At 68.5% G+C, this 22,987-nt stretch carries 24 protein-coding genes; 12 read left to right on the plus strand and 12 right to left on the minus strand.

The features are described from left to right. Window positions 1-103 precede the first annotated feature (103 nt). Window positions 104-1,150: a heat-inducible transcriptional repressor HrcA gene (hrcA, locus tag DBV35_RS28640; protein WP_108663879.1), complete on the minus strand. Its 1,047-nt coding sequence runs from the start codon at window positions 1,148-1,150 to the stop codon at window positions 104-106. Between the two features lie 119 nt (window positions 1,151-1,269). Here hrcA and rph point away from each other — a divergent pair, with 119 nt between their 5' ends. The 5 genes from rph (at window position 1,270) to murJ (ending at window position 8,207) form a co-directional block, all read left to right on the plus strand. Continuing rightward, on the plus strand, window positions 1,270-1,983 hold the full coding sequence (rph, locus tag DBV35_RS28645) for a ribonuclease PH (protein ID WP_108663833.1): 714 nt from the start codon (window positions 1,270-1,272) through the stop codon (window positions 1,981-1,983). After that, window positions 1,980-2,624 (plus strand): RdgB/HAM1 family non-canonical purine NTP pyrophosphatase, encoded by a 645-nt coding sequence (rdgB, locus tag DBV35_RS28650; protein WP_108663834.1) that lies wholly within the window; start codon window positions 1,980-1,982, stop codon window positions 2,622-2,624. The genes rph and rdgB overlap by 4 nt, the downstream gene beginning before the upstream one ends. A 76-nt stretch (window positions 2,625-2,700) precedes the next feature. Beyond that, window positions 2,701-3,885, plus strand: coding sequence for a radical SAM family heme chaperone HemW (gene hemW, locus DBV35_RS28655; protein ID WP_108663835.1), 1,185 nt, complete (start codon window positions 2,701-2,703; stop codon window positions 3,883-3,885). Further along, window positions 3,882-6,635 (plus strand): [protein-PII] uridylyltransferase, encoded by a 2,754-nt coding sequence (locus DBV35_RS28660; RefSeq protein WP_108663836.1) that lies wholly within the window; start codon window positions 3,882-3,884, stop codon window positions 6,633-6,635. The genes hemW and DBV35_RS28660 overlap by 4 nt, the downstream gene beginning before the upstream one ends. Before the next feature lie 6 nt (window positions 6,636-6,641). After that, window positions 6,642-8,207 (plus strand): murein biosynthesis integral membrane protein MurJ, encoded by a 1,566-nt coding sequence (murJ, locus tag DBV35_RS28665; protein WP_108663837.1) that lies wholly within the window; start codon window positions 6,642-6,644, stop codon window positions 8,205-8,207. Between the two features lie 18 nt (window positions 8,208-8,225). Here the strand turns inward: murJ and coaA are convergent, their stop codons facing one another. From coaA to hisB, 7 genes are read right to left on the minus strand one after another with little or no spacing between them, the layout of a single operon-like run. After that, entirely contained in the window at window positions 8,226-9,197 is a 972-nt protein-coding gene (gene coaA, locus DBV35_RS28670; RefSeq protein WP_108663838.1) for a type I pantothenate kinase, read from the minus strand. A 29-nt stretch (window positions 9,198-9,226) separates the two neighbouring features. Then, window positions 9,227-9,547 (minus strand): phosphoribosyl-ATP diphosphatase, encoded by a 321-nt coding sequence (locus tag DBV35_RS28675; RefSeq protein ID WP_108663839.1) that lies wholly within the window; start codon window positions 9,545-9,547, stop codon window positions 9,227-9,229. Continuing rightward, the gene (gene hisF, locus DBV35_RS28680; RefSeq protein ID WP_108663880.1) at window positions 9,540-10,310 is read right to left on the minus strand and encodes an imidazole glycerol phosphate synthase subunit HisF; all 771 of its coding nucleotides are present in this window, start codon (window positions 10,308-10,310) and stop codon (window positions 9,540-9,542) included. The genes DBV35_RS28675 and hisF overlap by 8 nt, the downstream gene beginning before the upstream one ends. Beyond that, entirely contained in the window at window positions 10,310-11,041 is a 732-nt protein-coding gene (hisA, locus tag DBV35_RS28685) for a 1-(5-phosphoribosyl)-5-[(5-phosphoribosylamino)methylideneamino]imidazole-4-carboxamide isomerase (protein WP_108663840.1), read from the minus strand. Before hisA ends, hisF begins: the two co-directional genes overlap by 1 nt. Next, window positions 11,038-11,688 carry an imidazole glycerol phosphate synthase subunit HisH gene (gene hisH, locus DBV35_RS28690; RefSeq protein WP_108663841.1) on the minus strand — a complete coding sequence of 217 codons (651 nt, stop codon included), beginning with the start codon at window positions 11,686-11,688 and terminating at the stop codon, window positions 11,038-11,040. The genes hisA and hisH overlap by 4 nt, the downstream gene beginning before the upstream one ends. Further along, a complete protein-coding gene (locus DBV35_RS28695; RefSeq protein WP_108663842.1) occupies window positions 11,685-12,191 on the minus strand; it encodes a DUF2628 domain-containing protein in 507 nt (168 codons plus the stop codon). Before DBV35_RS28695 ends, hisH begins: the two co-directional genes overlap by 4 nt. 17 nt (window positions 12,192-12,208) lie before the next feature. Beyond that, window positions 12,209-12,811 carry an imidazoleglycerol-phosphate dehydratase HisB gene (hisB, locus tag DBV35_RS28700; protein ID WP_108663843.1) on the minus strand — a complete coding sequence of 201 codons (603 nt, stop codon included), beginning with the start codon at window positions 12,809-12,811 and terminating at the stop codon, window positions 12,209-12,211. Between the two features lie 34 nt (window positions 12,812-12,845). On the opposite strand from hisB, the gene pyrF reads away from it, so the two are divergent. The 7 genes from pyrF (at window position 12,846) to DBV35_RS28735 (ending at window position 19,631) form a co-directional block, all read left to right on the plus strand. After that, entirely contained in the window at window positions 12,846-13,553 is a 708-nt protein-coding gene (gene pyrF, locus DBV35_RS28705) for an orotidine-5'-phosphate decarboxylase (protein WP_108663844.1), read from the plus strand. Between the two features lie 56 nt (window positions 13,554-13,609). Then, window positions 13,610-14,257 (plus strand): arylesterase, encoded by a 648-nt coding sequence (locus DBV35_RS28710; RefSeq protein WP_108663845.1) that lies wholly within the window; start codon window positions 13,610-13,612, stop codon window positions 14,255-14,257. A gap of 104 nt (window positions 14,258-14,361) precedes the next feature. Beyond that, window positions 14,362-15,411, plus strand: coding sequence for an aldo/keto reductase (locus DBV35_RS28715; protein WP_108663846.1), 1,050 nt, complete (start codon window positions 14,362-14,364; stop codon window positions 15,409-15,411). Further along, a complete protein-coding gene (locus tag DBV35_RS28720) occupies window positions 15,408-16,163 on the plus strand; it encodes a sulfite exporter TauE/SafE family protein (RefSeq protein ID WP_108663847.1) in 756 nt (251 codons plus the stop codon). The genes DBV35_RS28715 and DBV35_RS28720 overlap by 4 nt, the downstream gene beginning before the upstream one ends. A 31-nt stretch (window positions 16,164-16,194) precedes the next feature. Further along, a complete protein-coding gene (locus tag DBV35_RS28725; RefSeq protein WP_108663848.1) occupies window positions 16,195-17,139 on the plus strand; it encodes a threonine/serine dehydratase in 945 nt (314 codons plus the stop codon). Window positions 17,140-17,244: 105 nt separating this feature from the next. Beyond that, window positions 17,245-18,342, plus strand: a complete 1,098-nt coding sequence (gene leuB, locus DBV35_RS28730) for a 3-isopropylmalate dehydrogenase (RefSeq protein WP_108663849.1) — start codon at window positions 17,245-17,247, stop codon at window positions 18,340-18,342. A gap of 335 nt (window positions 18,343-18,677) precedes the next feature. Beyond that, window positions 18,678-19,631 carry a DMT family transporter gene (locus DBV35_RS28735; protein WP_108663850.1) on the plus strand — a complete coding sequence of 318 codons (954 nt, stop codon included), beginning with the start codon at window positions 18,678-18,680 and terminating at the stop codon, window positions 19,629-19,631. Window positions 19,632-19,691: 60 nt separating this feature from the next. Here DBV35_RS28735 and dnaQ read toward each other — a convergent pair whose 3' ends face one another. From dnaQ to DBV35_RS28755, 4 genes are all read right to left on the minus strand, one after another. Further along, a complete protein-coding gene (dnaQ, locus tag DBV35_RS28740) occupies window positions 19,692-20,414 on the minus strand; it encodes a DNA polymerase III subunit epsilon (RefSeq protein ID WP_108663881.1) in 723 nt (240 codons plus the stop codon). 132 nt (window positions 20,415-20,546) lie between these two features. Continuing rightward, window positions 20,547-21,134, minus strand: coding sequence for a dephospho-CoA kinase (coaE, locus tag DBV35_RS28745; protein ID WP_108663851.1), 588 nt, complete (start codon window positions 21,132-21,134; stop codon window positions 20,547-20,549). 9 nt (window positions 21,135-21,143) lie between these two features. Beyond that, window positions 21,144-21,959: a shikimate dehydrogenase gene (locus DBV35_RS28750; protein WP_108663852.1), complete on the minus strand. Its 816-nt coding sequence runs from the start codon at window positions 21,957-21,959 to the stop codon at window positions 21,144-21,146. Further along, complete coding sequence (locus DBV35_RS28755) at window positions 21,959-22,807, minus strand: pyruvate, water dikinase regulatory protein (protein WP_108663853.1); 849 nt, start codon at window positions 22,805-22,807, stop codon at window positions 21,959-21,961. The genes DBV35_RS28750 and DBV35_RS28755 overlap by 1 nt, the downstream gene beginning before the upstream one ends. Window positions 22,808-22,987 lie beyond the last annotated feature (180 nt).

A 22,987-nucleotide genomic window follows, 5' to 3' on the forward strand; every position in this document is an offset into this window, starting at 1 on the left:
CGATACGCCACGTACACGACTCCGCAATCGATTGGACCGCAATACCTTATCCCAATCAGATGCGTTTTGCGAAATAAACTCGCAAGCCTGCTCGTAGGTTGCTTTATTTCATAAGCTTGCTGACAACCTGAGCGGTATAATCGACCGCCGGGATGATCTTCGCGTAGTTGAGCCGGGTCGGCCCGATGATCCCGAGGACGCCAACCGTGCGTTGCTGATTGTCCCGATAGGGTGAGATGATCAGCGACGAGCCGGACAGCGAGAAGAGCTTGTTCTCCGAGCCGATGAAGATCCGCACGCCCTCGCCTTCCTCGGTGAGGGAGAGGAGCTGCATCAGGTCGCGCTTGGTCTCGAGGTCGTCGAGAAGCTGGCGCACGCGCTCGACATCGCTGCGCACTTCCAGGTTCTGCAGCAGATTGCCGCGCCCGTGGACGATCAGCGTCCCCGGCCCCTTGTTCGACGCCTCGCTCCAGGTCGCGATGCCCTGTTCGACGAGCTTCTGTGTCAGCGAATCGAGCGCGGCGCGCGCGTCGACGGCGAGCTGCTCGATGATCGAGTGCGCCTCGCCGACCGTGCGGCCGCGGATGTGCGCGTTCAGATAGTTCGACGCCTCCTGCAACGCGGACTGCGGCAGGCCGGCCGGCAGATTGACGATGCGGTTCTCGACCGACCCGTCCTCGCCCACGAGCACCACGATCGCCTTGCCCGGATCGAGGGAGACGAACTCGATGTGCTTGAGGCGCAGGTCCGCCGTGTTGGTGAGGACGACGCCCGCCCCGCTCGACAGGCCCGACAGCACCATCGACGCCTTCGTCAGCGCCGCGTCCACCGCGTCAGACCCGCTGCCGGAGACCTGCTGGTCGATGCCGACCCGTTCGTCCGGCGTCAGCTCGCCGACCGTCAGCAGCGCGTCCACGAAGAAGCGCAGCCCGCGATCGGTCGGAAGACGCCCCGCCGAGACGTGCGGCGCGTAGATCAGGCCGAGCTGCTCAAGGTCGCTCATCACGTTGCGGACGGAGGCGGGCGAGAGCTTGTGCGGCAACGCACGCGAAATCGACCGCGAACCGATGGGCTCGCCGCTCGCAAGATAGGCTTCCACGATCTGACGAAAAATGTCCTGCGAGCGCTCGTCGAGCTCGATGGCATCCATCGTCGCGTCCACCAAGTGCATAGTCGTCCCTTAACCTCCTAAAAGGTGGGTCCCTCCGGGCCTATCGTCCCGGCATTTAATATGCCAACGGTCTTTCCCGAACGGGAGGAGAATTCGACATGAGACACGACGGCCGATCAGGCGATGAAATGCGGGCCGTCAGCCTGGAGCGCGGCGTCTCGAAATATGCCGAGGGCTCCTGCCTCGTGAAATTCGGGAACACCCATGTCCTGTGCACCGCCTCGCTCGAAGAGCGGGTGCCGCCCTGGCTGCGCGGCGGCGGTGCCGGATGGGTCACGGCTGAATATGGGATGCTTCCGCGCGCCACCAAGGAGCGCATGCGCCGCGAGGCGTCGGCCGGCAAGCAGTCGGGCCGCACGCAGGAGATCCAGCGCCTCATCGGCCGCTCGCTGCGCGCCATCGTCGACCGCGAGGCGCTCGGCGAGCGGCAGATCAGCGTCGATTGCGACGTGATCCAGGCGGACGGCGGGACACGTACGGCGGCCATCACGGGGGCGTGGGTCGCGTTGTCGGACTGCATCACGCATATGAAGAACGCCGGGATGATCATGGGCAATCCGCTCACCGATCACGTTGCGGCGATCTCGTGCGGGATCGTCGAGGGCCGCCCGGTGCTCGACCTCGACTATGCCGAGGATTCGTCGGCCCACACCGACGCGAACTTCGTGATGACCGGGGCCGGCACCATCGTGGAGGTCCAGGGCACGGCCGAGGGCGTCCCGTTCACGCGCGACGAGCTGAACGCGCTCCTCGACCTCGCCTCGGCGGGGATTGCGCAGCTCGTCGAACTTCAGAAAATGACGGTGGCATGACGAAGGACCGCCTCGGAATCAGCGACCGCCTCATCCTGGCGACCCACAATGAGGGCAAGCTGCGCGAATTCCGCGAGCTTCTCGCCCCGATGGGCATCACCGTGATGAGCGCGGCCGATTGCGGCCTGCCGGAGCCCGAGGAGACGGAGACGACCTTCGCCGGCAACGCCGAGCTGAAGGCCGTGGCGGCGATGAGCGCGACGGGCCTGCCCGCCCTCGCCGACGATTCGGGCGTGACGGTCGAGGCGCTGAACGGCGACCCCGGCGTCTATTCGGCCCGCTGGGCCGGCGAGCCGCGCGATTTCGGCATGGCGATGGGCCTCGTCCTCGACAAGCTCGCGACGGCGGACGCCACCACCGATGAGGCGCGCGGCGCGGCGTTCGTCGCCGTCCTCGCCCTCGCGCGGCCCGGCGCGGAGACGCTCCTTTTCGAAGGCCGTTGCGACGGGCACATCACCGATGCACCGCGCGGCGGTCTCGGTTTCGGCTATGATCCCATATTCGTCCCGCAGGACGGAGATGGACGGACCTTCGGCGAGATGAGCTCGGAGGAGAAGCACGGCGGCGAAAGGCCCCTCTCGCACAGAGCGCGGGCGGTCGCCCTGTTCAAGGCCGCACTGGAAGGAGGAGGCGCCCGCTGATCGACGATCGGGAGTGCAGGACGCACACAAGGCGGACGCGTGACAGTCACCGCCGGACCACGTGCGGGGAGGGGCCATGCTGACGCTGCTTGACGACGCCATCGCAACGCGCGCCGACGACGAAGGCGGGTTCGGCGTCTACGTGCACTGGCCGTTCTGCCAGTCGAAGTGCCCCTATTGCGACTTCAACTCCCACGTTCGCCACGGCGGGGTGGACCAGACGCGCTACGCCGCCGCGCTCGTGCGCGAGCTCGAAACGATGGCGGACTGGAATCCCGACCGCCGGCCGATCAGCGTGTTCTTCGGCGGCGGCACGCCCTCCCTCATGGAGCCGTCGACCGTCGGCGCGGTGCTGGAGGCGATCGACCGGACGCTCGGCCTGCCGGCCGACGTCGAGATCACGCTGGAGGCGAACCCATCCTCGGTGGAGCAGGCCCGGTTCGAGGGTTATCGCGCCGCGGGGGTGAACCGCGTCTCGCTCGGCGTCCAGTCGCTGAACGATGCGGACCTCGTCGCGCTCGGCCGCCGGCATGACGTCGCCACCGCGCGCGCCGCGCTGGCGCTCGCCCAGCGCATCTTCCCGCGCGTCTCGGCCGACCTCATCTACGCCCGGCCGGGGCAGACGACCGAGGCCTGGGCCGCCGAGCTCGGCGAGATGCTCGCGATCTGCGGCAACCACCTGTCGCTCTACCAGCTCACGATCGAGCCGGAGACGCGCTTCTGGGACCTCGCGAAGGCCGGCAAGCTCGTGGTGCCGAACGACGACGCCGCGGCCGATCTCTACGAACTCACCCACGCGCTGACCACCGCCGCCGGGTTCGAGCGCTACGAGGTGTCGAACCACGCCCGCGCGGGCGAGGCGGCGCGCCACAATCTCGTCTACTGGCGCGGCGGGCGCTATCTCGGCATCGGGCCGGGCGCGCACGGGCGCATCCTCGTCGACGGCACGCGCACCGCGACCGCCACCCACAGGATGCCCGAGGCCTGGCTCGCCGCCGTCGAGGCCGAGGGCCACGGCCTTGCCGAGCGCGAGGCGCTGGCGCGCGACATGATCGCGGACGAATATCTCCTGATGTCGCTGCGCCTCAGCGAGGGCCTCGCCCTCGACCGCTATGCCGAACGCGCCGGCGCGCCGCTCGATGCGGAGCGCATCACGACGCTCATCGACAGCGGCCTTCTCGAACACGGGAACGGCCGCATCCGCATTCCTCAGTCCGCCCGCCTTCTCACCAACGCCGTCGTCCGGGAGCTGATGCCATGAACGCCGCCGTCGACACGGTCACCATCCTCGGCGACCTCGAAGAGATCTATGTCGAGCGCGGCAATGACTGGAACAAGGCACGCCCGCCGATCCTCGCCCGCCTGAAGCGCGCGCGGGCCGACGCGCTCGCCAACTGCGCCGCGACGCTGGACGAGACGAAATCGGGCACCGTCGCCGCGAAGGCGCTCGCCGCCGGGCAGGACGCGATCATCCGCGCCTTCTACCGCTTCGCCGCCGAGCACCTCTACCCGACGGCCAACCCCTCGGTCGCCGAACGCCTCGCCGTGGTGGCGACCGGCGGGTACGGGCGCGGCCTCCTCGCGCCCGGCTCCGACATCGACCTTCTCTTCCTCTTCCCCTACCGGCCGACGCCCTGGACCGAATCCATGGTCGAGACGGTCCTCTACATGATGTGGGATCTCGGCCTGAAGGTCGGCCACGCCGCCCGCTCGATCGACGAGTGCATCAAACTCGCGCGGACGGACATGACGATCCGCACCGCGCTCCTCGAATGCCGCTTCATCGACGGTGACGCCGAGCTCGCCGACAGCCTGAACCAGCGCTTCGACCAGGCCGTTGTGCGCGGGACGGGCAAGAAGTTCATCGCCGCCAAGCTCGCCGAGCGCGACGAACGGCACCGCCGCCAGGGCCGCACGCGCTATCTCGTCGAGCCCAACGTGAAGGAAGGGAAGGGCGGTCTTCGCGACCTCAACACGCTCTTCTGGATCGCGAAATATTTCTACCGCGTCCGCAACGAGGCCGAGCTCGTCGACAAGGGCGTCTTTTCGGCGAACGAGTTCCGCCTCTTCAAGCGATGCGACGACTTTCTCTGGTCGGTGCGCTGCCACCTCCACTTCCTCACCGGACGGGCCGAGGAGCGGCTGACCTTCGAGCTGCAGCGCGAGATCGCGCAACGCCTCGGCTACGCGAAGCGGCCGGGCCTGTCCGACGTCGAGCGCTTCATGAAGCACTACTTCCTCGTCGCGAAGGATGTCGGTGACCTGACGCTCATCCTGTGCGCGGCGCTGGAGGCGCAGCACGTCATGCAGGCGGCGGGCCTCTCGCGCATGATGCGCACGCTGACCGGGCAGAGCTGGAAGCCCCTCACGCCGGACTTCCACGCCGAGCTGAACCGCATCGTACTCACCAACAAGAGCGCGTTCCGCGACGACCCGGTCAACATGCTGCGCGTCTTCGAGCTCGCCGACGAGCATGACATCCGCCCCCATCCCGACACGCTGCACGAGCTGCGCCGCTCGCTGCGCGCGCTCGACCCGACCGTCCGCGCCGACCCGGAAGCGAACCGCATCTTCCTGCGCATCCTGACGGAAAGCCGCGATCCCGAGACGCTGCTGCGGATGATGAACGAGACCGAGGTGCTCGGCACCTTCGTGCCGGATTTCGGCAAGGTCGTCGCGATGATGCAGTTCAACATGTACCATTCGTACACGGTGGACGAGCACCTCATCCGCACCGTCGGCATCCTCGCCGACATCGAGAACGGGCGCGCCGAGGCGGACCACCCGCTCGCGAGCAACCTCATCAAGACGGTCCACAACCGCCGCGCGCTCTATGTCGCCGTCTTCCTGCACGACATCGCGAAGGGGCGGCCGAAGGACCATTCGGTCGAGGGCGCCCGCATCGCGCGCCGCCTCTGCCCGCGCCTCGGCCTCACCCCGGCCGAGACCGACCTCGTCGCCTGGCTCGTCGAGGAGCATCTGACGATGTCCATCGTCGCGCAGTCGCGCGACCTCTCCGACCCGAAGACGATCGACGATTTCGCCAACAAGGTGCAGAGCTTCGAGCGGCTGAAGCTCTTGGAGATCCTGACCGAGGCCGACATCGCCGCCGTCGGCCCCAACGTCTGGAACGGCTGGAAGAGCCAGCTCCTCGCGACCCTCTTCGACGAGACCGAGGCGATCATCGCCTCGCGCCACACCCGCCGGCCGCGCTCGGCGCGGATCGAGGCGGCGAAGACCGCCTTCCGCGAGCGGGCGACCATGCTCACCCCCGCCCAGCGCGACACCGTGCTGCAACGTCACACGCCGCCCTACTGGATCCGCACGGCGGTGGACGACGCCGTCTATCATGCCGAGCTGATGAGCAAGGGCGACCCGTCCAATGTCATCGTCGGCGTCCGGATGCGGGCCGACCGCGCGGTCACCGAGATGACGCTGATCGCGCCCGACGCGCCGCGCCTCCTCGCCGTCGTCGCCGGCGCCTGCGCCTCCGCGCAGGCGAACATCGTCTCGGCCGACGTCTTCACCACGACGGACGATCTCGCCGTCGACATCTTCGCCCTGACGCCTTTGTCGGGCGATCCGCGCGACGAGGAGGAGCGGGTGCGCCGCATCGCCCAGACCGTGCGCGACGCGCTCGCCGACCGAGCGCCGGTGCCGAAGCCGATCGACGCCCGCCCGCGCGCCATCAAGCAGAAGGCCTTCCACCATCCGACCGACGTCCTCATCGCGAACGACTGGTCGGACGGCTACACCGCGATCGAGGTCTCGGGCCTCGACCGGCCGGGCCTCTTCCGCGACCTCGCCGACGCGCTCCTGGAGCTCGACCTCAACGTCCGCTCGGCGCAGATCGCAACCTTCGGCGAGCGCGTCGTCGACGTCTTCTACGTGACGGGGCCCGACGGCGAGCAGATCTCCGACCCCCTGTTGCGCGCCAAGATCGTGGAGCGGCTGGTGAAGGCCTACGACAACCCAGAAGAAGCGCGCGGAATCGCGCTGCCGGTCGCGTAGGCGCCCATGCAGCTTCTGCGTAATTTCGCGACGGTCGGCGCGTTTACTGCGGCCTCGCGTGTCCTGGGCTTCGCCCGCGATATCCTCGTCGCCGCCCTTCTCGGGGCGGGGCCGGTGGCGGACGCCTTCTTCGTCGCCTTCAAGCTGCCGAACCTCTTCCGCCGCCTCTTCGCGGAAGGGGCGTTCAACTCCGCCTTCGTGCCGCTCTTCGCGCGCGTGCGGGCGGAGGAGGGGGAGGACGGGGCCGAGAAATTCGCCTCGTCCGTGCTCTCTTGGCTCCTCATCTGCCTTCTCGTGCTGACGACGCTCGCCGAGCTGTTCACCCCCTATTTCATCCTGGTAATGGCGCCCGGCTTCTCGGCCGACAGCAAGGTCGAGCTGACGACGCTCTTCACGCGGATCTGCTTCCCCTATCTGGCGGCGATGTCGCTGGTCGCGTTCCTCTCGGGCATCCTCAACACGCTCGACCGATTTGCGGCGGCCGCCTTCGCCCCCGTCCTCCTCAACATCGTGATGATCAGCGCGCTCCTCGTCGCGGCGTTCATGGAGCTCGACGCGGAGAGCGCGGGCTTCGCCCTCTCCTGGGGCGTCTTCGCGGCCGGTATCGCGCAGGTCGTGCTCCTCGCCGTCGCGGTGAAGCGACTCGGCGTGCGGCTCACGCTGCCGCGCCCACGCCCCTCGAAGCGGCTGAAGCGGCTCCTGGTCCTCGGTCTCCCCGGCGTCGCGGCGGGCGGGATCACCCAGATCAACATCGTGGTCGGGACGATCATCGCCTCCTTCTGGCCCGCCGCCGTCTCCCACCTCTATTACGCCGACCGGCTCTACCAGCTCCCCCTCGGGATCGTCGGCATCGCGCTCGGCGTCGCGCTGCTGCCGGACCTGTCGCGCCGGCTGCGCAACGGCGATGTCGGCGGCGCGCTGTGGACGCAGAACCGCGCCTTCGAGTTCGCGCTGATGCTGACGCTGCCGGCCGCCGCAGCGCTCATCGTGGTGCCGCTCGAAATCGTCGTGACGCTGTTCGAGCGCGGCGCGTTCGACCGAGAGGCGGCCGCCCTCACCGCCGCCGCCGTCTCGGCCTACGGGTTCGGCCTCCCCGCCTTCGTGCTCATCAAGGTCTTCTCGCCGGCCTATTTCGCCCGCGAGGACACCGCGACGCCGATGATCTTCGCCGCCATCTCGATGGTCGTGAACATCGGCGGCAGCCTCATCCTCGCGCGGATGCTCGCCCCCCAGGGGCTCCCCCATGTCGGGATCGCGGCGGCCACCAGCCTCGCGGGCTGGGTGAACGCGTCGCTCCTCTTCGTCGGCCTTCTGCGGCGCGGCGACTTCAAGCCCGATCCGCTCCTGTGGACGCGGGCGCTCGGCATCTTCGCTGCCTCGCTGGCTCTGATGATCGTCGCCGTCCTGATCGCGCGCGAGCTGAACGGGTGGTTCTTCAACGCCGACCTCGTCAGCGCCGCGGCCGCGCTCGGCCTCCTCGTGACCGGGTCGGCCATCATCTTCGCGCTGGTGTGCGAGTTCTCCGGGGCGATCGGCGTGCGCGACCTGGTGCGCGTCTTCCGCCGGCGCTGACGGCCCGTCAGACCCGGCTCAGACCCGGCGGAGCGCCACCTGGGAGATCCGGTGGTCCTCGCTCTTGCGCAGGATGAGGTCGGCCCGCAGCTTCGTCGGGCCGACATTCTCGCGCAGATTCTTGAGGTTGATCCGCTCCCACAGCCCGCGCGCGAACACCTTCGCCTCGTCGTCGGAGATGCTGGCATATTTGTGGAAGTAGGAGCGCGGGTCGGTGAACCGGCTCTCCTTCAGGCGGAAGAAGCGCTTCAGATACCACTGCTCCAGCGCAGTCTCGTCGGCGTCGATATAGATCGAGAAGTCGAAGAAGTCGGACACGAACGGCACGCGCGGCCGGTCGCCCGACAGGCGCTGCGTCTGGAGGACGTTCAGCCCCTCGACGATCAGGATGTCCGGCTGATCGACGACGATCGTCTTGCCGGGCACGCGGTCGTAGGTGAGGTGCGAATAGACCGGCGCCTCGACATGGCGCACGCCCGCCTTGATGTCGGCGAGGAAGGCGATCAGCGAGGCGACGTCGTAGCTCTCCGGAAAGCCCTTGCGCTCCATCAGCCCGAACTCGATCAGCTTGGCGTTCGGGTAGAGGAAGCCGTCCGTGGTGATGAGGTCCACCTTGGGCTTCCACGGCCAGCGCGCGATCAGCGCCTGGAGGAGGCGGGCCGTGGTGGTCTTGCCCACCGCGACCGAGCCGGCGATGCCGATGATGTACGGCGTCTGCGCCCCGTTGCGGCCGAGGAACTCGTAGGTCGCCCGATGAAGCGCGCCCGTCGCCTCGACATAGAGGGAGAGGAGGCGGGAGAGGGGGAGGTAGATCGTCTCCACTTGGCCGGGCTCGATGAAGTCGTTGAAGCCTTGCAGGGCGAAGATCTCGTCCTGGTCGAGCGTCATCGGCTGGTCGGCACGCAGGTGCGACCACTCCGCCTCGTCGAACACGTGGAACGGCGCCAGCTCGTCCCGCTGGAGGGCTACGGCTTCGGCTTGCGCCGGCATGATGCGATGCTCTTGCAGAGGGAGACTCCTCAGGACACGCGGCTCGCTTTTTCCTCCAGGCCGGAACGCGCCGTGCGCCGTTCGAGTTCGGCGATCACCGCGTCCCACGAAAGACCCGACACAGCCAAGAGCACCGTCAGATGATAGACGACGTCGGCGGCTTCGGCCGTCAGCTCGTCAGGCTGGCGGCGGACGGCGGCGATGATCGCCTCCACCGCTTCCTCGCCGAACTTCTCGGCGCACTTGTCGACACCCTTCGCCGCGAGCTTGCGCGTGTAGGATGCCGCGTCGGGATCCGCGAGGCGATCCTTCACGATCGCCTCGAGGGCCTGGATGGAAAAATCAGCCATGGGGAGGGTCGAGGCGCATCGGGATGCCGGCGGCCGCCATGTGCGCCTTCGCCTCCTGGATGGTGTGGGTTCCGAAATGGAAGATGGAGGCGGCAAGGACCGCCTCGGCATGCCCCTCCGTGACGCCTTCCACCAGATGGTCGAGCGTGCCGACCCCGCCCGAGGCGATGACGGGGATGGTGACGGCGTCGGCCACGGCACGGGTGAGCGCCACGTCGAAGCCCTGCTTGGTGCCGTCGGCGTCCATCGAGGTCAGCAGGATCTCGCCGGCGCCGTTCTTCATCATGTGCACGGCGAACTCCACCGCGTCGACGCCCGTCGCCTTGCGGCCGCCGTGGGTGAAGATCTCCCAGTGGTCGCCGGCCTTCTTGGCGTCGATCGCGACGACGATGCACTGCGCGCCGAACTTCTCGGAGGCGCGGCGCACGAAATCGGGGTCGCGTACCGCCGCCGTGTTGATGGACACCTTGTCCGCGCCCGCGAGGAGCAGCGAGCGGATGTCGGAGATCGTGCGCACCCCGCCACCGACGGTGAGCGGCATGAAGCAGCGCTCGGCGGTGCGGCGCACCACGTCGAACAGGATCGACCGCTCCTCGTGGCTCGCGGTGATGTCGAGGAAGGTCAATTCGTCGGCGCCCGCGAGGTCATAGGCGGCCGCCGCCTCGACCGGATCGCCGGCGTCGATGAGATTCTCGAACTTCACGCCTTTGACGACCCGTCCGCCCTTCACGTCGAGGCACGGGATGATGCGCTTCTTCAGCATCATTCGCCTCCGGAGAGGGTGGCGAGCGCGGCCGCCGGGTCGACGCGCCCGTCATAGAGCGCGCGGCCGATGATGGCGCCTTCGAGGATCGAGGCGTCCGGCGCGGCGAGGCGGGCGACGTCGTTCATGCCGGAGAAGCCGCCCGAGGCGATGACCGGGGTCGTCACCGCGCGGGCGATGTCGAGCGTCTCCTCGAGATTGAGGCCGGTCAGCATCCCGTCGCGCCCGATATCGGTGTGGACGATCGCCGCGACGCCCGCGTCCTCGTAGGCGAGGGCGAGGTCATGGGCGGAAAGCTCCGTCGCGTCGGCCCAGCCCGAGACGGCGACCTTGCCGTCGCGCGCGTCGATGCCGACGACGATGCGATGCGGGAAGGCGCGGCACGCCTCGCGCACGAGCGCGGGGTCGCGGGCGGCGGCGGTGCCGAGGATGACGCGGGCGACGCCGCGCTCGATCCAGCCCTCGATCGCCTCCATGGTGCGGATGCCGCCGCCGAGCTGCACCGGGCAGTCGGTCGCGGCGAGGATCGCGTCGACGGCCTCGGCATTGCGGCTCTCGCCGGCGAAGGCGCCGTTGAGGTCGACCACATGCAAGCGGCTGAAGCCGACGCGCGCGAAGTGCGCGGCGAGCTCGCCCGGATCGTTCGAGAAGACCGTCGCGCGATCCATCTCGCCCTGCTCGAGCCGCACGCAGGTCCCGTCCTTCAGGTCGATGGCCGGGAAAAGAATCATGGTGTCCACGTCAAGAAATTGCCGATGAGGGCGAGACCGAGTGTCTGGCTCTTCTCGGGGTGAAACTGGGTTCCGACGATGTTGTCGCGACCGACGATGGCCGCGAACGTCTCGCCATGATCGGTCGTCGCGACGAGATCGTCGGACGAATTCGGCCGGATCGCGTAGGAATGGACGAAATAGGCATGGAGCCCGTCCGGGCCGAGGGGGATCCCCTTCATCACCGGATGCGCGTTGACCTCTTCCAGCACGTTCCAGCCCATGTGCGGGATCTTCAGCGCCGGGTCGTCGACCTCGATCGCGCTCACCACGCCGGGGATGAAGTCGAGACCCTCCGTCTCGACATGCTCGAGCCCGCGCGTGGCGAAGAGCTGCATCCCGACGCAGACGCCGAGGAGCGGCACGCCACGGCGCAGCACGGCCTCCTTCAGCGCCTCGACCATGCCGGTGGTCGAGGCGAGGCCGGTCATGCAGTCGGCGAAGGCGCCGACGCCCGGCAGCACGATCCGGTCCGCCCGCGCGACGCGCATGGGGTCGGACGACACGACGATCGCGTCCTTGAGATTGCGCTCCGAGGCGGCGCGCTCAAAGGCCTTCTCGGCCGAGCGCAGATTGCCGGAGCCATAATCGATGATGACGACGCTCACCTTGTCCCCTCGGGAAAGACACCAATGACGTTCGGCACAGCCGATGCGGGGGCCGCCTGACCCCAAGGGGCAGGCGGGGTGATATGGGAGGGGACGTGCGGATGCGATGCGCCGGGCGCGACATAGGTCGGGTCAAGCCGCGCGCTGAAATAGCGCCGCTCGGCGTTGCGGAAGCGGCGGCCTTCGACGACGCCGGACAGGATCCAGCCCTTCCGCGTCATCGACCAGCGCTTCAGCGCCCGCGCCTCGAAGCCGAACCAGATTGCGAGGCCGATCGAGGCGACGATCGCGACGTCCGGCCCGAGCGTATAGGAGACGAGCGCGACGATCCCGCCGCTCACCACCAGCGCGGCGAGGAAGACGACCCACATCCGGTTCGCCAGCATCCAGAAGAGCGGAAACAGCATCGCGAGCCAGGCAAAGCCGTCACGCACGAACCGCGCATGCTCGGCCCGCTCTTCGGGCTCGAACTTCTCATGCTCAAAAACGGTCCAAACGGCCATGGAACTGCCCCCGCGCCCTACAGCGCGCCCTTGGTGGACGGAATCGCGCCGTCCGGCGCCGTGATCCTCACCGCTGCTCCCAGCGCCCGCGCGACGCCCTTGAAGCAGCTTTCCGCAATATGATGATCGTTCTCGCCGTACAACGTCTCGATGTGAAGCGTCATTCGCGAATTCATGGCAAGTGCCGTGAAAAATTCGCGAACCAGCTGCGTGTCGAACGTGCCGATCTTGTCGGTGTGGAAGGTCGTCCGGAACACCAGGAAGGGGCGGCCCGACAGGTCGAGCGCGACGCGGGTCAGCGTCTCGTCCATCGGCAGCAAACAGTCCGCGTAGCGGGCGATGCCGCGCTTGTCGCCGACAGCCTCGAGCAGTGCCTGGCCGAGCGCGATGCCGACATCCTCCACCGTGTGGTGATCGTCGATATGAAGGTCGCCCTCCGCCTCGATCGTCATCGAAATGCCCGAATGGCGCGCGAGCTGGTCGAGCATGTGATCGAAGAAGCCGATGCCGGTCTTGATCGTGCGCGCACCGCCACCATCGAGGTCAACCGACACGCGAATGGCGGTTTCCTGGGTGCGACGGCTGACGTCGGCTTTGCGAGAAGGGGGCGTCTGTGTCATCGGATGCTTCTAGCAAGCGGCGGAGGCTAGGCAAATGACGTTCTCAACACCCGAGAGTCGGCTCATCGTGGCCCTGGATGTTGCAGATCGCGCCGCCGCCGAGCGCCTCGTCCGCGCGACCGAAGGTGTGGTCGGGGTCTATAAGGTCGGTCTCGAGTTCGCGATAGCAGGCGGATTGAGCTTCGCCAAGGAGCTGGTGGACGCCGGACACGACGTCTTCCTCGACATGAAGCTCCTCGATATCGCGAACACGGTCGCGGGCGGGGTCCGCTCGGCCGGCCTGATCGGCGCGAAATTCCTCACCGTCCACGCCTACCCGCAGGCGATCCGCGCGGCGGTGTCGGCGCGGCCGGCGGGCCTCAACATCGTCGCCGTCACGGTGCTGACCTCGCTCGACGATGCGGACCTCGTCGAGACCGGCTACGCGATGACCGCCGCGGCGCTCGTCGAAAAGCGCATCGGGCAGGCCGCCGCGCTCGGGGCCGACTGCATCGTCTGCGCGCCGACCGAGGCGACGGTCGCGAAGCGCACCGGCCTCACGGTGATCACGCCCGGCATCCGGATGCCTGACGATGCGGCGGGCGACCAGAAGCGCGTTGCGACCCCGCAGGACGCGATCCGCGCCGGCGCGGACGCCATCGTCGTCGGCCGGCCCATCAACGCCGCTTCCGATCCGCGCGCCGCCGCCGAGCGCTATTGCGCGGCGATCGCCGAGGGGCTCGCGGGGCGCGACGGACTGTAGTCTGGCCGATCCGGCCGCGAGACCGCACCTTAGGGCTGACCGCAAAGGAGCCCGCCATGTCCCATTCGTTCCGACGCCTCGTCCTCGCCGCAGCGCTCACCGCCGCGATGACGGGCGCGATGACGGGCGCCGCCCGCGCGGAGCCGATCACCATCGTGGCGCTCGGCGACAGCCTCACGGCCGGCTACCAGCTCCCGCCCGGCACCGGCTTCCCGGCGCAGCTCGAAAAGGCGCTTCAGGCTGAAGGACTCGACGTGAAGGTTCTCGACGCTGGCGTCTCCGGCGACACCACCTCGGCCGGCCTCTCCCGGCTCGACTGGTCCGTCGGCCCCGAGGCGGACGCGGTGATCGTGGAGCTCGGCGCCAACGACGCGCTGCGCGGCCTCGATCCGGCCGACGCACGGGCGAACCTCGAAGCCATCCTCGACCGGCTCGACGAGCGCGGGCTCCCGGTGCTTCTGGCCGGAATGCTCGCCCCGCCCAATCTCGGCGAGGAGTACGGCAAGGCCTTCGCCGGGGTCTTCCAGGACCTCGCGACGCGCGACGTCGTCTTCTACCCCTTCTTCCTCGACGGCGTCGCCGCAGACCCCTCCCTCAATCTCGGCGATGGCATCCATCCGACCGTCGAGGGGGTCGCCGTCATCGTCGAACGGATCCTTCCCAAGGTGCGCGAGCTGGTAGGCCGGGTGCAAAAGGCAGGCTGACTGCCCTTTCCCGACGGCGTTTCCGGTAGTAGACGGGGGGTCGACACTTCGCCGGGCGGCTCCGCCTGACGTTCTCCGCACAAAAATTGGGACCCTCTGTCCGCATGGAATACCGTAAACTCGGTCGGACCGACCTGTCCGTCAGCGCGCTCTCCCTCGGCACGATGACCTGGGGCGATCAGAACACGGAGGCGGAAGCCTTCGAGCAGATGGACTACGCGCTCGAACGCGGCGTGAACCTTTTCGACAACGCGGAAATGTATCCGACGCCGCCGAAGGCGGAGACGGCCAACCGCTGCGAAACCATCATGGGCAACTGGCTCGCCGCCCGCCCCGGCGCGCGCGAGAAGATCGTGGTCGCGACCAAGGTCGTCGGCCGCTCGCACATGTCGTGGCTGCGCAAGGACGGGCACGAGCCCCGCCTCACCGCGCGCGACATCGAGGAGGCGGTCGAGGGAAGCCTGCGCCGCCTTCAGACCGACCGGATCGACGTCTACCAGGTGCATTGGCCGGATCGCCCGGTCTCGCAATTCGGCTCGAACCCGACCGTCTTCAACGTGCCGGACCGTCCGGCCGACGAGACCCCGATCGAGGAGAGCCTCGAGGCGTTCGGCCGCCTCGTGAAAGCGGGCAAGGTCCTTCATATCGGCCTCTCGAACGAATCGACCTGGGGCCTGATGCGCTGGCTCGGCGCCTCCGACCCGCTGCCGCGCGTCGCCTCGATCCAGAATGCCTACAGCCTCGTCAACCGCACCTTCGAGACCAACCTCGCCGAGGCGTGCCTGCGCGAGGATGTCGGCCTGCTTGCCTACTCGGCGCTCGCTCAAGGGTATCTCTCCGGCAAGTATCGCAACGGCGCGCTGCCGGAAGGCTCGCGCAAGGCGCTCTACAACCGCCTCCAGCGCTATGAGGGGCCGGGCGCGGACGAGACCATCAACCGCTATGTCACCCTCGCCGAAGAGGCAGGGATCGATCCGGCGCAGATGGCGATCGCCTTCGCGATGGGCCGCCCGTTCATGACGAGCGTCATCATCGGGGCGAGCAAGATGGAGCAGCTGAAGAGCGTTCTCGACGCCGCCTCCCTCACCCTCGGCGACGACCTCCTCGCCGCGATCGACACCATCCACCGCGCGCACGCGAACGTCTGCCCATGATCGACCTGCTGCCCGCCGGTATCGATCCGCTCGGGGCGATCATCCTGATCGTCCTCAGCTCGCTGACGAGTGCGCTCTCGGCATCGGTCGGCATCGGCGGCGGCGTCACCCTCCTCGCGGCGATGACCTTCGTCGTTCCCGTGGAGGCGCTCGTCCCGGTGCACGGTGTCGTGCAGATGGGCTCCAATATCGGACGCGCCGCCCTTCTCGCGAAGGACGTGGCGCTCCGCCTTATCGTGCCCTTCACCGCCGGTGCGGTGGTGGGCGCCATCATCGGCGGGATGCTCGTCACCGACCTCCCGGAGCACGTCCTCCTCCTCATCATCGGCCTCTTCGTCGTCATCACAACGTGGGTGAAGCTGCCGCCGCTCGGGCGCGGCGAGCGCGGGATCCTCGCCGGCGGCGGGCTCCTCGCGACGATCCTCACCATGTTCGTCGGCGCGACCGGCCCTTTCGTGATGATGCTGATGCGCCAGGCGGGCCTCTCCCACGCGGCCCTCGTCGCGACCACCGCGATGGGCATGACCGTCCAGCACGGGCTCAAGATCTCTGCCTTCGCCACGCTCGGCTTCGACTTCATCCCGTGGCTGCCCATGATGGCGGCGATGATCGTGGCCGGCTTCATCGGCACCTTCCTCGGCGCCAAGCTGATGAAGCGGCTGCCCGAGGCTTCCCTCAAGCTGGCGCTGAAGGTCGTCCTGACGCTGATCGGCGTGCAGCTCGTCCTGCGCGCATTGAGCGACTTGGTGTAGACCGGGCGGGTCCGATAGGAAGAGCGCAGCCATGACCCGCCTCCATCCCACCGTCGTCGCGCCCGACGAAGTCGCCGCCGCAGCCGTCCGGATCGCCCCGTATGTCCGGCGTACGCCCCTGCTGCGGCTGAACGGCCCGGTGAAGTGCGAGCTGAAGCTCGAACACCACCAGGTGACGGGTTCCTTCAAGGCGCGCGGCGCGTTCAACTCGCTGCTGTCGGCCGACGTGCCGGCCGCGGGCGTCGCCGCCGCCTCCGGCGGCAATCACGGCGCCGCCGTCGCCTACGCCGCCCACCGGCTCGGCATCCGCGCGACCATCTTCGTCCCCTCGATCGCGAGCCCGGCGAAGATCGCCGCGATCGAGGCGGCGAAGGCCGATGTCCACATCGTCGGCGACCGCTATCCCGAGGCGCTCGCCGCCTGCGAGGCCTTCCAGGCCGAGACCGGTGCGATCAGCGTCCACGCCTACGCCACGGCGACGACCATCGCCGGCCAGGGCACCGTCGCGATGGAGTGGGAGGCCGACAGCGAGGGCCTCGACACCGTCCTCATCGCGGTCGGCGGCGGCGGCCTCATCAGCGGGATCGGCACCTGGTTCGGCGACCGGATCAAGGTCGTCGGCGTCGAGCCGGAAGGCGCGCCGACGCTCCATGCCGCGCTCGAGAGCGGCACGCCGGTGGACGTCTCGATCGACACCATCGCCGCCGACGCGCTCGGCGCGGGGCGGACGAGCCCCCTCAATCTCGCGATCGCCCGCCGCTTCGTCTCCGATGTCGTGCTCGTCTCCGACGCGGCGATCCTCGACGCGCAGCGCACCCTCTGGCAGAGCGCGCGGCTCTTGCTGGAGCCGTCGGGCGCCACGGCGTTCGCCGCGCTCGCCTCCGGCGCCTATGTTCCGGAGCCGGGCGAGCGCGTCGGTGTGCTCACTTGCGGCGCCAACACCGACCCGGCCACATTCGCCGCGCTCCTCGGCTGAGGGGCCCAGAATCACCCGCGGCGGCCTCCGGGGAGGACGCCGCGGCGACCCAGACACCAACCGGTCCATGACGGACCAACCGCCTCGATCAGAAAGAAACGTGACATGCCTTCTCTCCTCCTTCTCGCCGGCGACGGCATCGGGCCCGAAGTGATGGCGGCGACCGAGCGGGTCATCGACTTCTTCAACCGGCGTGGCGCGGGCTTCGAGCTGCAGCGCGCGCTCGTGGGCGGCGCCGCGGTCGACGCGGAAGGCGACCCGGTCTCCGACGAGACGCTGGCGATCGGCGAGTCGGTCGACGCGATGCTGTTCGGCGCGGTCGGCGGCCCGCAATATGACGGTCTGCCCTACGAGAAGCGCCCCGAAGCCGGCCTCCTACGCCTGCGCAAGCACTTCGAGCTGTTCGCCAACATCCGCCCGGCGATCTGCTATCCGGCGCTGGCCGACGCCTCCAGCCTCAAGCGCGAGGTGGTCGAGGGGCTCGACATCGTGATCCTGCGCGAGCTGACCGGCGGCGTCTATTTCGGCGAGCCGAAGACGATCGAGGACATCGGCAACGGCCAGAAGCGCGCGATCGACACCCAGATCTACGACACCTACGAGATCGACCGCATCGCCCGCGCCGCCTTCGAGCTCGCGCGCGCCCGCAACGGCCGCGTCACCTCGATGGAGAAGCGCAACGTCATGAAGACGGGCGTCCTGTGGCGCGAGGTCGTCGAGGCCGCGCACAAGGACGGCAACGAGGACGTCAAGCTCGACCATATGCTGGCCGACTCGGGCGCGATGCAGCTCGTGCGCGACCCGAAGCAATTCGACGTCATCGTCTGCGACAACCTCTTCGGCGACCTTCTGTCCGACATCGCCGCCCAGCTCACCGGCTCGCTCGGCATGCTGCCGTCCGCCTCGCTCGGCGCGGTCGATTCGAAGACCGGCCGCCGCCGCGCGCTCTACGAGCCGGTGCACGGCTCCGCGCCGGACATCGCCGGCAAGGGCATCGCGAATCCGATCGCGATGATCGCCTCTTTCGGCATGGCGCTCCAATATTCGTTCGGCATGATCACGGAGGCGAAGGCGCTCGACGCCGCCATCGCCGCGACCCTCGCCGAGGGCCTGCGCACCGCCGATATCGCCCACGGCGCCAAGGCGATCTCCACCGATGAGATGACCGACGCGATCCTCGGCAATCTCGAAAAGGCGCTCTGAGACCGCCGACCGGCCTCATCCCCCTGCACACCGCCGGCCCCGCGCCGGCGGTGCCACATGCCGATTTCGCGCGTCAGGGTTGTCGGGAGCGGCCTCGACGCCGCGCCAAAGCTCAGCCATGATCACAGTCTGACGATCGATCGAATCGCAAATATCATCGACGCCATTTCGATGCGCGCCGACTCGCCGTGCCGCCCGCGCGACACGACATCGGCGCAATCTCCCCATGTCCTTGGGGCACCTTTTCTTGTCGCCGACGGCTGGGTGGACCGTCGGATAGCCAAGCTGAGCTCGCTCGTGACCGCCCCACGAACAATAAAAATGCCCAAGGTCCGATGCCAATTTCCGAGAACTCTCGTGGGGCCGTCTTCATGGCGGTGGCAACGATCGGCTTCGCGCTGAACGATGCCCTGCTGAAGGTGACCTTCGAGACCATGCCGATCTCGCAAGGCGTGTTCTTTCGCGGCGCGTTCGCCTCGCTGTTCATGCTCCCGCTCGCGCTCTACACGCACGCCTTCCGATACCGGCCGAACCGGACGGACAAGATCGCCCTCCTCTTCCGCACCATCGGCGAGATCGGGGCGACGGTCTTTTTCATGCTGGCCCTGCAACGCATCTCGCTCGCCGACGCCACGGCCGTCGTGCAGGTGACGCCGCTCGCCGTCACCATGGCCGCCGCCCTCTTCCTCGGTGAGCCGGTCGGCTGGCGGCGCTGGTCGGCCATCGCGGTCGGCTTCGTCGGCGTGCTCGTGATGATCCGGCCGGGCGCCGAAGGCGGCATCGGCATGGCGGTTGTCTATCCACTCCTCTCGGTCGGCTTCGTCGTGTTGCGCGATATCGCGACGCGGCAGCTCAGCCGCGAGACGCCGTCGCTCTATGCGAGCCTCCTCACCTCCTTCTCCGTCGGCCTCATCGCGCTCGCCGTGTCGCTGGTGGAAGGGTGGAACCCGCTCTCGGTCGAGATCGTCGGCCTCTATGGCGGCGCGGCCTTCGCGGTGATGGTCGGCTATATCTGCATGGTGATCGCGATGCGGACCGGCGACATCGCTTCGGTCTCACCCTTCCGCTACACGGTCCTCCTCTGGGCGTTTATATTTAGCTACCTAATCTTCGGCGACGTACCGGACGCGTGGACCATCACCGGCGCGCTGATCGTGGCCGCAGCCGGGCTTTATACGCTCTGGCGCGAGACGGTTCTCGGCCGTCGCGTCACGATCCAGACGTCCAACCGGCCGTTCGCGCCGGTCGAACCGCTGGATGTCGCGGTCAAATCCAAGGAAGATGTTTAGCCGGCTACAGGATCGGCGATCGAGATTCGGGATTGAGGCCGGAGCGTCCGGCCCAGCACCTCACTCGGCGGCGACCATCGCCTCCGTGGCGTCCTCTTCGGCGAGGAAGGTCTGCCAGAGCGGCTCCTCGAACGTCGCCATGAAGGCGGCGTGCGCGGCGCGCTCTGCCGCGCTGATCCGAGGCGGGAGCGGTGCGGGGCGCGGCCGGTGACGCGTTGCGCCGACCTCGACCACCGCCGGGCCGCCCTGATCCTCCGCGAGAAGCAGCGTCGCCTGGCGGCCGCCACGCAGCTCCAGATACACCTCGGCCAGAAGCTCGGCGTCGAGCAGCGCGCCGTGCTTGGTCCGGCGTGAGGCGTCGATCCCGTAGCGCGCGCACAGCGCGTCGAGCGAGTTGGAGCCGGAGTGCTTGCGCCGGGCGATCGCCAGCGTGTCGACCACCTGATGCGCGCCGATGGGCGTTCGCCCGCAGCGCGTCAGCTCGTGGTTGAGGAAGGCAATGTCGAACGAGGCGTTGTGGGCGACGACCATGTCGGACCCGATGAAGGTCGCGAAATCCTCCGCCACCGCGGCGAAGACCGGCTTGTCCGACAGGAACTCCGCCGAAAGGCCGTGGACGCGGAAGGCCTCCTCCGGCATGTCCCGCTCGGGGTTGATGTAGACGTGGAAGCTGTTGCCGGTCGGGATCGTGTTCAGCACCTCGACCGCACCGATTTCCACGACGCGATCACCCGTCGCCGGATCGAGCCCCGTGGTTTCGGTATCGAGGATGATCTCGCGCACCGCGACGGCCCCCTGGCCCAAGTCTGAGATGGTCGCCGGCCCCGCAAGCGGGCGGGGCACCTCGCGAAAATGCCACAAGCGGCGCGCAATTGCACCAACCGGCCGCGCCTTTCCAACGCCGAGGCGCCGGGCTCAGCCCATCGTCAGGAGCGCGCGGCGGATCGCTTCGACCTCGCGCGCGGCATGGTCGAGATCGACGCCCGTGTTGACCACGAAGTGGGCGCGGCGGCGCTTCTCCGCGTCCGGCATCTGCTTTGCGAGGATCGCGGCGAACTTCTCCTCGGACATGCCCTGACGTTCCAGGACGCGGGTGCGCTGGATGTCGGCCGGCGCGCTCGCGACGACCACGGCGTCGACCTCGCGGTCCCGCCCCGTCTCGAAGAGGAGCGGGATGTCGAGGATCGCGATCCGCCGTCCGTCCCGGTGCGCGGCCTCCAGGAAGGCGGCCTGCTCCTCGCGCACCAGCGGGTGAACGATCGCCTCGAGCCGCTTCAGCGCCGCCGCGTCGTTGAGGACGGCCTGGCCGAGCGCCTTGCGGTCGACGACCCCGTCCACCACGACGCCAGGAAAGGCCTCGCCGACCGGACCCACGGCACGGCCCGAATAGAGGCGATGGACCGCAGCGTCCGCGTTGTAGACGGCGTCACCCTCCGCGCCGAATAGACCGGCGGTGGTGGACTTGCCCATCCCGATCGAGCCCGTCAGGCCGACGACGATCATCGCATCACCCTACATCGTCGCGAGGACGGCGCGGCGGAGCGCATCGTCCACGGTCGGATCGATGCCGAACCAGCGCTCGAACCCCACCGTCGCCTGATAGAGGAGCATCCCGAGCCCATCGACGGCGACGAGACCGCGCGCCCGCGCATCACGCAGGAGCGGCGTCTCCAGCGGGTAGTAGACGAGGTCCGCGACCGTGGCGTCGTGCGGCAGCGGGGCGAGCGCGAGATCGAGCGGCCCCGACCCGTTCATGCCGAGCGAGGTCGCGTTGACGAGAAGGGTCGTGTCCTCCATCGCCGCCGGCAGACGCTCCCAGGGCACCGCCTCCGCGCCGACGAGCGCGGCGAGCGCCGCCGCCTTCTCGTGCGTGCGGTTCGCGATGCGCACCCGCACCCCCGCCGCCGCAAGCGCATCGGCGACCGACACCGCCGCCCCGCCCGCGCCGAGGATCAGCGCCGGCCCATCGCGCCGCCAGTCGGGTGCCTGCGCGTCGAGGCTCTTCAGAAAGCCCGAGCCGTCGCTGCTCGTCCCGGCCATCCGGTCTCCGTCGCGCCACAGCGTGTTGATCGCCTGGAGCCGCACGCCGGCGGGATCGAGCACGGCAAAGCGCGCGGCCGTTGCCTTGTGCGGCATCGTCACGTTGACGCCGGCAAGGTCGGACGCGGCGAGGTCGGCGAAGAAGCGCTCACCCTCCTCCGGCTTCACCTCGATGCGGTCATAGTGCGCATCGATCCCGTAGGCCTTGAACCAATGGTCGAAGATGATCGGGGAGCGCGAGTGCTTCACCGGCCAGCCGACGACGCCGACCCTCACCGTCTCGCCCATCAATATTGTTCCGTCAGGCCGGAGCCGTAGCGCCGGTCGGTCAACAGGGCGACGATCGCCGCGGCCGTCTCCTCGATGGAGCGGCGCGTGACGTCGATGAGCGGCCAGCCATTCTCCGCGCACAGCTTGCGGGCGAACGCCACCTCCTTCGCGACCTCCTGCCGGTTGACGTAGGACGAGCCTCGCCGCTCCGCCTGCATGGTGAGGAGGCGATTCTCGCGCAGCGCCACGATCCGCTCCGGCGAGGCGGTGAGGCCGACGATCAGCGCGCGCTTGGCCTCGAAGAGGGAGGGCGGCACGCCGAGATTGGTGACGATCGGCAAATTCGTCGTCCGCACGCCGCGATTGGCGAGATAGATCGAGGTCGGCGTCTTGGAGGTGCGCGAGACGCCGACGAGGACCACGTCCGCCTCGTCGATATCGTCCGGCAGCGCCCCGTCATCATGACGCATCGCGAAATTCAGCGCCTCGATGCGGCGGAAATAGCCGGCGTCGAGCTCGTGCTGCGCGCCGACGCGCGCCGCCTTCTGGACGTTCAGATAGGACTGGAAGACGGCGACCAGCGGGTCTAGCACGTCGATGCAAGGGAGGCCCAGCTTCGCACAGGTCATCTGCAGGCGCTGCAGGATCTCCGGCGCGACCAGCGTGAACATGACGATGCCCGGCGCGTCCTCGATCTCCGACAGCACGCGGTCGAGCTGACGGTCGGATCGGACGAGCGGATAGACGTGCTCGATGGCCTCAACGTCTTCATATCGCGCCACCGCGGCGCGTGAGGCCGTCATCAGAGTCTCGCCCGTCGAGTCGGAGACGAGGTGGACGTGGACGAACGTGCGTTTCCGGTTCACGAGGTGCGCCTCGGCATGGGGATAGTGTTGGGACAAGTCCTGGCCCCGACGGCCGCCGGGCGCAAGCCTGTGGAGAGGGGTTTGGTCGATCCCCGTCCCTGTCCACCGCCACCGTGGGGTGGACAACACCGGAAGAGATATGAACGGATCGTTACCGCCGCGAGCCTCTTGCGCGACGGT

It is taken from the genome of Acuticoccus kandeliae (assembly GCF_003073115.1).